Below are 12,932 nucleotides of genomic sequence, written 5' to 3' on the forward strand. Positions count from 1 at the left end.
TTTTCTCAGGAACGCTTGCCCGCCAGCTTGCGCTCCCCTCGTGCCTGCGCCTGCGCGGCCGCGAATGCCTGCGGCTGCCAGAGCTGAAAGTGATCCGCCCGACCCACGAAGGTCACCTCGTCCGAAATACCAGTGAAGTCGCGAATAAAATCCGTGACCATCAACCGCCCCTCGGCGTCGAGCTTCATGAAGACCCCGCCCCCATGAATGAGAAGCGACATCTCGTTTGCATCCGGCGAAAACGGATCCTCCGCCGCAATCTGCCGCTCGAACCTTTCCAGAAGATCCGAGCCGCCGACGCTGATCGCCGGAAACACAAAGTCCTGGAAGCAATAAAGCTCCTGAACGTTGCGCTGCGCCAGCACCGACCGAAACGCCGCCGGCACGGAAACCCGGCCCTTGGTATCGATCCTGTTGGTCGCATTCGAAAGGAAGCGGCTCATGACACGAAACACCCGTTTCCGAAAGAGCCCGGAAAGCATTTTGCCGCCCCAAACCCCCTAAGTCAGGCACAGCTTCGCAAGCCGAAAGAACCAAGGTCCTCCCGACGCTTCCGACCCGGAAGACGCCTTTGCTTTGCGATGGATGGGCAGATGATTGCCCTGATGCAGTGCGCATTTGGGATAGCATGGGACCATATGGGCGTCAATGGGATGAGCCCGTTTTGAGGCGGACACAGTATCAAACATTTATAAGCTGTTAAGTTTAACAAAGGGTTAGGAAAGCGATTCTCCGACACTGCCTGAGGTACCGCCGTCGAACGGGAAAATCGGTCTCGCAAGGCCCGTGAGACCTTGCGTTGGTTTCAGGCATTTCAATGACTTGTCAGGAAAGAGATCGGATTTTGTGGCAGTGGGAACGCCGGGAAGTTAATCGCCAGTTGGCCTGTAAGCCGGGTTCTGTATGGCTCCGGCGAACCGGAACGTGGCAGCCATTCATCTGGGACAGCGCTTGCACGCTGCCTCACGCAACCCACCCGGATGACTGACCCAGAAACAGGCCGGAAGGCTTTCGCCGACCGCGTCATCCCTATTCGGTTTTGCTCCCGGTGGGGTTTACCGTGCCATATCCGTTGCCGGAGATGCGGTGGGCTCTTACCCCACCCTTTCACCCTTACCTGTCAAGACAGGCGGTTTGCTTTCTGTGGCACTTTCCCTGAGGTCGCCCTCGCCGGATGTTATCCGGCACCGTGTTTCCGTGGAGCCCGGACTTTCCTCACCTTACCGCCTTTCGGCATTGGTAAAGCGCGGCTGCCCGGCCAACTGGCAGGGCTCCCTTAAACGAGGAAGACCGCAAAAGCCAACGAAATATGAGGACCGGGCTTAACGGAAATAAGGTGCGAAATCCGTGGCGTAGCCCTGATCCTTGATTCTGCCTGCCAGAATGAGCTCAGCCCCCAGCCTGCCGATCTCGTCGGAGCTCTTGGCGGATGTTCCCATGCAGCCTGTCAGAACAGCGATATGCGGCGACGCGGTATAACCGATCATCGGGTAACGACTCTTGGTGTAGGAGACGGCACAGGATGCACTCGAAATGGACCGCGCCTGAAGTTCCGGCACGATACGTGCAACGATACGCTCGAAGTGTTCGCGGGCAACCTCACGCCCGTCCGTGCGGAACCAGGCACGCATGTCCTTGTCATTGTTCAACACCAGATTGTCCGGATCACCGCCGATCTTCAGATAAAGCCTGCCGTCGGGATAGCGGATCGGCGGCAGCAGGTAGATGGCGATGCCGGGCGCATCGAGGATCAGCGACGGCATCCCGCCAAAGCGATGCGCATCCTCTTCCGCCACTTCGAAAAGGCTCACGGTGCGCCCGTAAACCGTCATATCAACGGATTGCGGCAAGAGATTCTGCGAAATGGAAAAACCGCCGGCCGCAAGCAGCACTTTCTCGGCGCGATAGACCTCGCCGCCCGCCGTTGTGACGACAACCGCCCCGCCCTCCTCCCGCGTCGAGATGACATAATCTCGGATGACGGTCGCCCCCGCCTTTTCAGCAAGCAGCGACTGCGCCTTCACGAGCTTGCGCGGGCTGATATGCCCTGCGCCTTTCGCCCCGAAAATGCCGGCGCTGCCGGAGGGAAACGCGAAATAGGGAAATTGCGACTTCAGCCCGCCCTCATCTAGCGAAACGGTTTCGACTCTGAGCGAGACCGCCGCTTGTCGCGCATCCCTGAGATAATCGCTCCCGGCAGGTGCCACGCCGACGCAGCCCGCTTCCGTGTAGAAATCAATGCCGCTCTCTTTGGCGATCTCGCCATAGCGGGCGATCGAGCGATTGGCGAGCAAGGCCCAGTCGCGATCCGGATCGATGGTCCGGGTGATGCGGCCTTCATCATAATGGCTGGCGAAGACGCCTTCGTGCACCCTACGGTCTTCCGGTTCGTCCGGGCCAATGACGGCGACACCGTCTGTCTGGCGCGCCAGGTATTTTGCGGCCGCTGCACCCATCATGCCGCGGCCGATGACGATGAACCTGAAATCGACTGCCATATCGCACCTCGCTAAAGGCTAGCGATAACATGGCAATCGTACTGAATCATCCAGCTCTTGTCAGAGACAGGCGATTCTGTTCAGAGCATCGCAAGAACCTTGCCGCAATAAGACTTGGAGACCGGATTCATGCGCGTCGCGCCGTGGCCGGCATTGTACTTGAGGATGGTATTGCAGGTCTGTCCGCCACCGAGATCGTGGGCGGCCGCCAGGTACTTCATGCCGTATTTGATGTTGGTTTCCGGATCGAACAGACCCTTGGCACTACCGGAATAGCCCATCATGCGAGCCGTGGCCGGCTTGATCTGCATCAGGCCGATTTCGCCATGGCTGCCGCGCGCCATCGGATTGAAATTGCTTTCGACACGAATGACAGCAGTCGCAAGAGCCACCGGCACATTATATTGCCCGGCATATTTGCTGATGAGTGCGGAATAGGAATTGCCGGAATCATTGGCGACGGGATAGCCACTCTGGCGCTCGACCGTCTTCAGCGGACGCTCTGTTTTCTTCTGCACACGCTGCGCCGTCCTCTGCGGGCGTTCTTTCTTATGCACGCGCTCCGCTGTCTTCTGCAGACGCTCAACTTTCTTCACGGGCGCATCGGCTCGCACGCCCCAGTCATTCGCGAAAGCAAAGCTATTTCCCGCCAGCACCATGCCAACGCATGCTGCAGCAACAACAATCAGTTTTCTCATGTAGTCTTAATCACTCCGACCCAAAGAATTGCCGGACTGCGCGCCTCGCCGTCATGGAGAATTCCTGACCAAGAACTGATCAGGCTTCGCAGCAATTCTTATCGTTTCACATGACGCCTTCGATTTAGCTTGGGAACAACCATCGGCGCCGCTTAGCGGAAGCTCTTAGACCATCGCAATGAGGAGATAATAGGGAAATGATGTGGCAGCGCGGATTTCGCATCCAGACATGGAAAATCGGCAATATCGGAAACTATCACCGGTCAGGAATAACGCGGCAGCGCCGACAGCAGGCGATGCAGCGTATCGATCGTCGAGAAATCGGCAATTCCATCCACTCTTTCCGGGCGGAAATGTCGCTGGAAAGCTTCGACGTCGCCGGCCGTCTTATCAGTGAACTCGCCTGATATTTCAGTGCCGTAGCCATAGAGCGACAGCATGGATTGCAGCGCCTCGATCGGCTGCCCGCAGTCGCCGCGCTGGAAGAAGCGCCCGCCGGTAATAGCGGCCGGTTCCACCCAATGGCCGACACCGGCCTGATGCAGCTCGCGCCAGGGGAATTTTTCGCCCGGATCGACCTTGCGCACCGGAGCAACGTCGGAGTGACCGAGCACCCTTTCAGGCGCGATTGACCAACGATCGCCGCAATCACGACATAATTCGATCACTGCTGAAATCTGCTCTTTCGGGTAGTCCGGAAGCCCGCCCGGATGGCCGGCATTGGCGATTTCGATGCCGATCGACATCGAGTTGATGTCCGTCTCGCCATGCCAGAAACTCTTGCCCGCATGCCATGCGCGGCGGTTTTCCGGCACGAGTTGCACGACCTCACCGTTCGGCTGCACGAAATAATGGCTGGAGACCTGGCTTTCGTCCCGACAGAGCCAGTCGAGCGCTCCTTCCGCGCTCGGCATGCCGGTATAATGAAGCAGGATCATATCGGGTTTGCGACCATCGGCGCGTTCGCCGTGGTTCGGCGAAGGCTGGACGCGTGCTTGTCTGTAATCGGCCTCGAATGAGGTCATGCGGCGCGGCGTTCCTTTTCGATCGCCGCATAAGCGTCGTTCAGCGCTGCCATGCGTTCATTGGCAATCGCATGAAACTCTTCCGGCACGCCACGCGAGATAAGCCGGTCTGGATGATGCTCGCTGACGAGCACATGATAATGGCGGCGAATCGTCGGGAAATCATCTGCCGGCGAAACGCCGAGAACTTTGTACGGGTCCCGCCCATCAGCAACGTGGCGCGCAGCGATCTGATCGAAGCGGGCCTGGCTCATCTGGAAAATCTCGGCGATATGGCGCAAGAAATTCATTTCATTCTCGTGGATCAGCCCGTCCGCCTTTGCGATATGGAACAGACCATCGAGCACATCTTCCAGCACCGGGCAATTGGCGGCGCAGGTCGAGCAGAGTGTGGACAGCTTCGCTGCATAGGCCTCGTAACCTGCAACGTCCTGGCGGGCGAGATTATAGAGGCGCGCGACATTCTTCGCCTCGCTCGGAGGAAACTCGAAGATATCGCGGAAAGCCTGCACTTCTTTCTCGCTTACAATACCGTCTGCCTTCGCCATCTTGGCCGAAAGCGCAATGACAGCCACTGAAAAAGCAACCTTGCGACGCGTCTCCGGATCGCCCTCAAAAACCGTGCGAATAGCCTCGACCACCGCGGAGAGCGCATTGCCCGCGGTATTGCCCATGGCATTCACCAGTTTTTCCCAAAAAGACATCGTCATCTTCTCGCAATGCAGCAAGTTCCAGAAGAACACCTTGACCAAATAATCGTTGCCATTGCAAGGCAGCTATTGATCGCAGGTTCGAAAACAGTTTTCACAATTCGGTAATTGTCGCTGATGCTGCGACCATCCGCCGTGTCCGCCATTGGCCCCATTGTCGGCACAGCGGCCGGCGATTTCCACAACACTTATAGATAGGTTAAATGGCATTGAACCGATTATATCGCTGCTATCAGCACTCGCTCCGGAGAAAGCCGCGTTTTTCGTAAATTCTTTACTTTACAGGTCACTTTCTCTGCCGCATCCATGCGGTACCTGAACCATGTCGCGCAAGACTGTGCAGCGGTTTTGCAATCACGACATCCGGAAAACAAAGACTTAAAGCGGCTTCAGATCTGAGAGATCGCAGCGCGCTTTAATTGTAGGCAGTCGCGCATCGGGCGCCAAAGGAGGGATTATGGCCAAACAAAAAGTCGCAATGCTGACCGCCGGAGGCCTGGCGCCCTGTCTATCATCCGCCGTAGGCGGCCTCATCGAGCGCTATAGCGATGTGGCACCCGATATCGAACTCATCGCCTACAAATCCGGTTATCAGGGCGTTCTGCTCGGTGATAGCGTCGCGATCGATAAGAAGATGCGTGAGAAGGCGCCGCTCCTGCACCGTTATGGCGGCTCGCCGATCGGCAACAGCCGCGTGAAGCTGACCAATGCCGCCGACTGCGTCAAGCGCGGCCTCGTCAAGGAAGGCGAAAATCCGCTCAGGGTCGCCGCAGAACGTCTTGCCAACGACGGCGTCACCGTCCTGCACACAATCGGCGGCGACGACACGAATACGACGGCCGCGGACCTGGCCGCCTATCTCGCGGCAAACGGTTATGATCTTACGGTCGTTGGCCTGCCGAAAACCGTCGACAACGACGTCGTGCCGATCCGTCAGTCGCTCGGAGCCTGGACGGCTGCGGAGGTCGGCGCCCATTTCTTCGACAATGTCAGCAATGAACAGACCGCCGCCCCGCGCACGCTCGTCATTCACGAAGTCATGGGCCGCCACTGCGGCTGGCTGACGGCTGCTACCGCCCGTGCCTATCTCCAGCGCACCAAAGGCAACGAATATGTCGACGGCCTGATGATGAACGCGGGTATGAAGAGCATTGACGCCGTCTACCTGCCGGAAATGGCCTTCGACCTTGATGCTGAAGCCGCGCGCCTGAAGGAGACCATGGACCGCACCGGCCATGCCACGGTCTTCGTATCGGAAGGCGCCTGCCTCGATGCCATCGTCGCCGAGCGCGAAGCCGCCGGCGAGACGGTCAAGCGCGATGCCTTCGGCCATGTGAAGATCGACACGATCAATGTTGGCGCCTGGTTCCAGAAGCAGTTCGCAAGTCTGCTCGATGCCGAACGCTCGCTTGTCCAGAAATCCGGCTATTTCGCCCGCTCCGCACCGGCAAACGGCGAAGATCTGCGCCTGATCCAGAGCATGGTCGACCTCGCCGTTGAAAGCGCTCTCAACAAGGTGTCGGGTGTCACTGGCCATGACGAAGCGCAGAATGGCAAGTTGCGCACAATAGAATTCCCCCGCATCAAGGGTGGCAAGCCGTTTGATCTTTCAACCGGATGGTTCGCTGAAGTAATGAGCCAGATCGGCCAAAAATACAGGTCCGCCTGATTGACGGATGGCTAATATGGTGTCTTTGCTTCTTCTCTAGGAATAGGAGGAGATTCCATGTCGCTTGAAGCCTGGCTCGCCTTTGCGGCCGCATCCGCCATCATGCTCGCCATACCGGGACCGACCATTCTTCTGGTTGTCTCCTATGCGCTTGGTCATGGCCGGAAAACGGCGCTGGCGACCGTTTCAGGCGTGGCGCTCGGCGATTTTACGGCCATGACGGCATCGCTTTTTGGCCTCGGCGCACTGCTTGCCGCATCGGCGACGCTGTTCACCGTGTTGAAATGGATCGGCGGCGCCTACCTGATCTGGCTTGGAATCAAGCTCTGGCGGGCGCCGATCGTCGGCGAACATATTGCTGACAACGACAATCTGCCGGAAGAAAGGTCGCTGCGCATATTCCTTCACGCCTATGTGGTGACGGCACTGAATCCGAAGAGCATCGTATTTTTCGTTGCCTTCGTGCCGCAGTTCCTCAACCCCGCTCTTCCCTTCTTCGATCAGATGCTGATCATGGAAACGACCTTTCTCGTGCTCGCCACCATCAACGCCTCCTGCTACGCGCTCGCTGCCCATGCGGCGCGCGGTCTGATTCGCAAGGCCAATGTGCAGCGCGCGGTCAACCGCACCGGGGGCACCCTGCTCATCGCAGCAGGCGCTGTAACCGCTGGGTATCGCCGTATTGCAGCTTAGAGCCTTTCCCGGTCAGATTGCAGCATTCTGTCGAGAAAGGCTCTAATAATATTCCGTGGTTGCTGGAAAGCCACGAATAGGTTAATGGCTTTCCTCGGGCTTAAGGTATTTGATAACTTTTAAGACGCCGCAGGCGCGGCGCGATTCACGAAAGTGAGAGAATGGTAGCGATCGGATTTTCCGGCCTGAAACGCAGTCTCGTGGTCTCTACCATGCTCTGCGGTGTCATTTCGGGATGCGCGAGCGTGGAATACACCTCTCAGGCGGAACTGACTGCCGCGCAGACCGTGATTCCCATGCCGAAGCCGGGTGAAGACGCAACGCTGGCTGCCGTCCCGACCGCTGAAGGCGCAAACGGCCCGGCCGTTGCCACTCTCAATCCCCAGGCAGCAACCGCCGCACCCGTTCTCACCGCAGCCGCCATGCCGAATGTCGTCTCCCCCGTGCAGCAGCAGGCCGGTGATTTCGCCATGCAGGGCGGTGTCCAGCAGGTTGCGGTCAATGGCTACGCGCCGATCCCGCTGACGCCCGAGATGACGGCGATACAGTCCGTTGTTCCGACGCCACGGCCGGGCTCTCCCGCCAGCCCCTCGACGCAGCTTGCCTTCGCAGCCACGACGCCGCAGAACGGCGCGCTCGCAGCGCTCGCTGCCATCGATTCGACGCCGCGCTTCACTATGGATTACGGCTTCGACGAATCCGGTCCGATCGATCCGCCAACCGCCCCGCCGATGTTCAGCGATAACGACAATGACGACGCGCCGACCGTCGAAAAGAGTCTCGTCAGCAAGCTCATCAGCAAATATTCAAAGCTTTATGAGATTCCGGAATCGCTGCTCCACCGCGTCGTTCATCGCGAGAGCCGCTACAATTCCAAGGCCTACAACAAGCGCGGCTACTTCGGTCTCATGCAGATCAAGTACAACACCGCAAAGTCGATGGGTTACGATGGCAACCCTACCGGCCTCTTCGACGCCGAAACCAATATCAAATATGCAGGCAAGTACCTGCAGGGCGCCTGGCAGGTAGCAGACAAGAAGGAAGACGACGCCGTTCGTCTCTATGCCCGCGGTTACTATTATGACGCTAAGCGCAAGGGCATGACCGACATCGCCCAAGGCAATTACTGATAGTCCAATTACTGATACAAACCATTGTCGATGATAGGCCTCAGCCGGCTTTCGCCGACTGAAGCGCGTGAAGAATTTCCTTCAGCATTATCTGCGGCCTGTAACGCAGCCAGCTCGGCGTCAGTCCCATGCGGACGAAGACCAGGTTGGCCGAGGGAACGATCGCGACCGTCTGACCGTCATGACCCTGCAGCCAGAATGTATCCTGCGGCAGGCCGAACTCAGGGCTCGTGCCGCCGCCCGGCCCTGCAAGCCAGGCTTGGCCTTGCGTATATTGGCCGCCCGAGCTTGCTGTCGGCGTCCGCATCATCGCAACGAAGCCCTCGGGTAGAAGCCTCTGCCCGTTCCACACGCCATCTTGCAGCAGGAACTGGCCGAACCGCGCCCAGTCATGCCCTGTAGCATAGAGATAGGAACTGCCGGCAAACGTACCGTGCTCATCTGCTTCGAAAACGGCGCTCGTCATGCCGAGCGGAGAAAACAGCGCATCGCGGGGATAATCGAAGGCCGCCCGCGGATCGCCGACCTTGTCCATCCAAATACGGGACAGAAGCAAGGCCGTACCGCTGGAATAATGGAAATCCGTACCCGGCACCGCGACGAGAGGCGCGCGCGCCGGCAGGGAAACCATGTCAGGATCGAGATAGAGCATGCGCGTCACATCCGCGACAGCACCATAATCCTCGTTGAAGGCGAGTCCGCTTTCCATGCCGAGCAAGTCGGAGAGCTTGATGTCGCCGCGCGGATCATTCACCCATTGCGGCAGGAGATGCGTGTCATCGAAGGAGATCTTGCCCGACAGCATCAGCCGGCCAATCAGCGCCGCATTGACGGTCTTCGTCATCGACCATCCAACCAGCGGCGTGGCGGCGTTGAAGCCCGGCCCATAGCTTTCGGCAATGATGCGGCCGTCCTGCACGACAACCATCGCCCGCATGGCAGGCCCGGCAAGCTTGGCATCGGCAAGAAGGGCCGCAACCTTGGCGTTGACCGCCGCCGGATCGACCCCTTCGCCGTCCGGCCAGACCGCGTCGTTTTCAGCCACCTGCGGCGCCGGCATCAGCGGCGCGGCCCTTGCGGCGGCATCGAAATCGCCATCAGGCACGCTCGTGCAGCCGAGAGCGCCGCGATAAAGCGCGTAGCTCGGTGCAAACAGGCCCATGAAACGCGAGGTCACCCGCCCGCCGTCACGATCGACCTCGACGCGCATCAGTCTGAGCAACGGGTTTCCAGGCGCTTGGACATCGTCATAAAGCACGGCGTCGGGATCGCGGCCGGCGATGAAGACATTGGAGCAGACGATCTTGGCGGCATAGCCGTTGCCAACCTTCAGGAGCTCCGGGGGGCTTATGGAGAGCCACGCGGCTGCGCCTAAGACAACGAGAATGACGAGCAGGGCCAAGCCCTTGACGATACGCAGAACAACTCGCATGCAATCCTCCACGGAACGGAGAGAAGCAGGAAACGTGGCTGGCGAAAAGAGAGAAGCGAAAAGAAGCGCCTCAATCGACTTCAAATTTTGCGGAGGTCTTCGCCGGCTTCTGCGGAAGGCTTAGCCCACAGGGCTCGTCATCAAACTGTAGCAGAGGCGCGTTACACGCCCTGAACGCTAAAAAGGTGACAGACTCATGTCGGAATTTGCACCGGATACCGGTTTCCGCAAGAACCGGAAACTCAAGACAGCGCTTCTCCGCCACAAGGCTTTTTCCAAGGACGGCTTCTCTGAGCGTCTCTTCGGCCTTCTCTTCTCCGGCCTCGTCTATCCGCAGATATGGGAAGACCCGGATCTCGACATGCAGGCGATGGAGCTGAAGCCCAATCACCGTATCGTCACGATCGGTTCCGGCGGCTGCAACATGCTGGCCTACCTTTCAAAGGCGCCGGCTTCGATCGACGTGGTGGACCTCAATCCACACCACATCGCCCTGAACAGGCTGAAGCTTGCCGCTTTCAAGAACCTGCCAAGCCATTCCGATCTCGTGCGCTTCCTGGCGATGCCGAACGAGAAATCGAACAGCCGGGTTTTCGACCGCTATCTTTCGTCCAATCTCGATGAAACGACCCGCGCTTACTGGAACACCCGCAAGTTCGGCCGCCGGCGCGTCACTGTTTTTGACCGCAATATCTATGAAACCGGCCTGCTCGGCCGCTTCATCGGCGCCGCTCATCTTCTTGCCCGCCTGCATGGCGTGAAGCTGCAGGAAATGACCAAGGCCCGCACGATCCGCGAGCAGCGCCAGTTTTTCGACGATCAGATCGCTCCCCTCTTCGAAAAGCCGGTCGTTCGCTGGATCACCAACCGCAAGAGCTCGCTTTTCGGTCTTGGCATTCCGCCGCAGCAATATGACGAGCTGGCAAGCCTTGCCGCCGACAATTCGATCGCACCGGTTCTCAAGCACCGCCTGGAAAAGCTCGCCTGCCATTTCCCGATGCGCGACAATTACTTCGCCTGGCAGGCTTTTGCGCGCCGCTACGCCGATGGCGACGAAGGCCCGCTGCCGACCTATTTGAAGCCGGAGCACTATGAAGTGATCCGCGCCAATGTCGACCGCGTTAACGTCCACCACGCAAGCTTTACCGAGCTTCTGGCCGGCGAGCCCGCCGCATCGCGCGACCGTTACATCCTGCTCGATGCGCAGGACTGGATGACCGATAAGCAGCTCAACGATGTCTGGCGCGAGATCACCCGCACCGCGCGCGAAGGCGCTCGGGTGATCTTCCGTACGGCAGCCGAAAAGAGCATCATCGAAGGCCGCCTCGCCCCTGAAATTCGCGACCAGTGGCACTATTTCGAAGAGCAGTCGCGTGAGATGACCACCCAGGACCGCTCGGCGATCTACGGCGGCTTCCATATTTACGGGAAGAAGGCGTGAGCAAAGCCAACGAGATGACCGTCAAGAGCGAAGACCATGCCGACCTGATGGACGGCATGTACCGCTACCAGCGCCATTTCTACGACCTGACCCGCAAATATTATCTTCTCGGCCGTGACCGGACGATCCGCAACCTCGACGTCCCTCAGGGCGGCACGCTGCTGGAAGTCGGTTGCGGCACCGGCCGGAACATGGCGCTTGCGCACAAGCACTTCCCGACCGCCAGGCTCTACGGCCTCGATATCTCCCAGGAAATGCTGATTTCCGCTCGCAAGACCTTCGCCACCAAGGCAACGATCCCGGATTTCAGAGTGGCGGATGCCACAGCCTATACGCCGCGCGAATTCGGCATCGCCGGTTTCGACCGCATCCTGATTTCCTACGCGCTGTCGATGATCCCGGATTGGGAACGCGCGGTGGACTCGTCGATTGCAGCACTCAACCCCGGCGGCGAACTCCACATCGTCGATTTCGGCCAGCAGGAGGGCCTGCCCACCTGGTTCCGCACCCTGCTGCAGGCCTGGCTCGCCAAATTTCACGTCACGCCCCGCGCCAATCTGCGCGACGTTCTGGAAGCGCAAGCGACTGAAAACAATGCCAGATTGTCGTTCGAAACGATCGGCGGCGGCTACGCCTGGCGGGCGGCGATCATCAGCAAGCGCTCATAATTCGCTTGTAAATAACCATTTTTTTACGTTGATATCAGAAAAGAGGTTATTCCCTCTGCTGGGCGCGTGTTTTCGAAGGTCAGGCTGTGGGGCAGATCCATCATCACGACGGAACGTTCATGCGTCGGCTTCTGTTTTGCGTCCTGCCGCTTGCCCTGCTGCTCGCCGGTTGCGGCTCCACGGGTTACGATTATCTCGAAACTGCTTCCATAAAGCCTAAGACGCGCTTCAAGGATACCGATCCCCAGGATTTCGGCCCCAAGCAGCCGCAGCAAAACGCAGTCCACGGCATCGATATCTCCAAATGGCAGGGTGATATCGACTGGCAGACGGTGCGCAAATCCGGCGTCGCCTTCGCCTTCATTAAAGCGACCGAAGGCAAGGACAGGATCGATCCGCGCTTTAGCGAATACTGGCGCGAAGCCGCATCCGCCGGCATTCCGCATGCCCCCTACCACTTCTATTATTTCTGCTCCTCCGCCGACGACCAGGCCGACTGGTTCATCCGCAACGTTCCCAGGGAATCCATGCGTCTGCCGCCGGTGCTGGATGTCGAGTGGAACGCAGAATCCAAGACCTGTCGCTTCCGCCCCGACCCGGCGACCGTCCGCTCGGAGATGCAGCGCTTCATGGATCGCCTGGAAGCCTATTACGGCAAGCGGCCGATCATCTATACTTCGGTCGATTTCCATCGCGACAATCTCGCCGGCTACTTCCAGGACTACCATTTCTGGGTCCGCTCGACCGCCAAGCATCCCGATGCGACCTATGCCGACCGCCGATGGGCCTTCTGGCAATATACGTCGACGGGCGTCATCCCCGGCATTCGGGGGCCGACCGATATCAATGTCTTCGCGGGCTCCGCAAAAAACTGGAACAACTGGGTGGCCGACGTTTCCAAGGATAGAAATTCTTAGTAACGTACCCTAATCTTTCTTGCTTCCGTCACATTCCTTTGAGAAAGCGAC

The 12,932-nt window shown here is 58.8% G+C and carries 12 protein-coding genes and 1 other RNA gene; 6 read left to right on the plus strand and 7 right to left on the minus strand.

Features of this window, described 5'->3' with window-relative positions; translation table 11 throughout:
• Positions 1–5: 5 nt before the first annotated feature.
• The 6 genes from mraZ to FHT92_RS12255 form a co-directional block, all read right to left on the minus strand.
• Positions 6–443 (minus strand): division/cell wall cluster transcriptional repressor MraZ, encoded by a 438-nt coding sequence (gene mraZ / locus FHT92_RS12230; protein WP_183825310.1) that lies wholly within the window; start codon positions 441–443, stop codon positions 6–8.
• 429 nt (positions 444–872) lie between these two features.
• Positions 873–1,266: RNase P RNA component class A (gene rnpB, locus FHT92_RS12235), an RNA gene on the minus strand.
• A 56-nt stretch (positions 1,267–1,322) separates the two neighbouring features.
• Complete coding sequence (locus FHT92_RS12240; RefSeq protein WP_183825313.1) at positions 1,323–2,498, minus strand: NAD(P)/FAD-dependent oxidoreductase; 1,176 nt, start codon at positions 2,496–2,498, stop codon at positions 1,323–1,325.
• 80 nt (positions 2,499–2,578) lie between these two features.
• Positions 2,579–3,196, minus strand: coding sequence for a lytic transglycosylase domain-containing protein (locus FHT92_RS12245; protein ID WP_183825316.1), 618 nt, complete (start codon positions 3,194–3,196; stop codon positions 2,579–2,581).
• 263 nt (positions 3,197–3,459) lie between these two features.
• Positions 3,460–4,221 (minus strand): N-acetylmuramoyl-L-alanine amidase, encoded by a 762-nt coding sequence (locus FHT92_RS12250; RefSeq protein ID WP_183740782.1) that lies wholly within the window; start codon positions 4,219–4,221, stop codon positions 3,460–3,462.
• Positions 4,218–4,925 carry a DnaJ family molecular chaperone gene (locus FHT92_RS12255; RefSeq protein WP_183740785.1) on the minus strand — a complete coding sequence of 236 codons (708 nt, stop codon included), beginning with the start codon at positions 4,923–4,925 and terminating at the stop codon, positions 4,218–4,220. Before FHT92_RS12255 ends, FHT92_RS12250 begins: the two co-directional genes overlap by 4 nt.
• A gap of 463 nt (positions 4,926–5,388) precedes the next feature.
• On the opposite strand from FHT92_RS12255, the gene FHT92_RS12260 reads away from it, so the two are divergent.
• The 3 genes from FHT92_RS12260 to FHT92_RS12270 all read left to right on the plus strand — a co-directional run bounded on the left by FHT92_RS12260 (position 5,389) and on the right by FHT92_RS12270 (position 8,423).
• The gene (locus tag FHT92_RS12260) at positions 5,389–6,600 is read left to right on the plus strand and encodes a pyrophosphate--fructose-6-phosphate 1-phosphotransferase (RefSeq protein ID WP_183825319.1); all 1,212 of its coding nucleotides are present in this window, start codon (positions 5,389–5,391) and stop codon (positions 6,598–6,600) included.
• A gap of 57 nt (positions 6,601–6,657) precedes the next feature.
• A complete protein-coding gene (locus FHT92_RS12265) occupies positions 6,658–7,293 on the plus strand; it encodes a LysE family translocator (RefSeq protein ID WP_183825322.1) in 636 nt (211 codons plus the stop codon).
• A gap of 161 nt (positions 7,294–7,454) precedes the next feature.
• Positions 7,455–8,423 (plus strand): lytic transglycosylase domain-containing protein, encoded by a 969-nt coding sequence (locus FHT92_RS12270; protein WP_183825325.1) that lies wholly within the window; start codon positions 7,455–7,457, stop codon positions 8,421–8,423.
• 40 nt (positions 8,424–8,463) lie between these two features.
• Here the strand turns inward: FHT92_RS12270 and FHT92_RS12275 are convergent, their stop codons facing one another.
• Positions 8,464–9,855: a serine hydrolase gene (locus FHT92_RS12275; protein WP_183825328.1), complete on the minus strand. Its 1,392-nt coding sequence runs from the start codon at positions 9,853–9,855 to the stop codon at positions 8,464–8,466.
• Between the two features lie 196 nt (positions 9,856–10,051).
• Here FHT92_RS12275 and FHT92_RS12280 point away from each other — a divergent pair, with 196 nt between their 5' ends.
• From FHT92_RS12280 to FHT92_RS12290, 3 genes are all read left to right on the plus strand, one after another.
• Positions 10,052–11,296 (plus strand): DUF3419 family protein, encoded by a 1,245-nt coding sequence (locus FHT92_RS12280; RefSeq protein WP_183825331.1) that lies wholly within the window; start codon positions 10,052–10,054, stop codon positions 11,294–11,296.
• Between the two features lie 14 nt (positions 11,297–11,310).
• Positions 11,311–11,964 (plus strand): class I SAM-dependent methyltransferase, encoded by a 654-nt coding sequence (locus FHT92_RS12285; protein WP_183826247.1) that lies wholly within the window; start codon positions 11,311–11,313, stop codon positions 11,962–11,964.
• A 119-nt stretch (positions 11,965–12,083) separates the two neighbouring features.
• Positions 12,084–12,881: a GH25 family lysozyme gene (locus FHT92_RS12290; RefSeq protein ID WP_183825334.1), complete on the plus strand. Its 798-nt coding sequence runs from the start codon at positions 12,084–12,086 to the stop codon at positions 12,879–12,881.
• Positions 12,882–12,932 lie beyond the last annotated feature (51 nt).

The sequence above is a fragment of the Rhizobium sp. BK377 genome (assembly GCF_014193935.1).
In the GTDB taxonomy this organism is placed as follows: Bacteria; Pseudomonadota; Alphaproteobacteria; order Rhizobiales; family Rhizobiaceae; genus Rhizobium.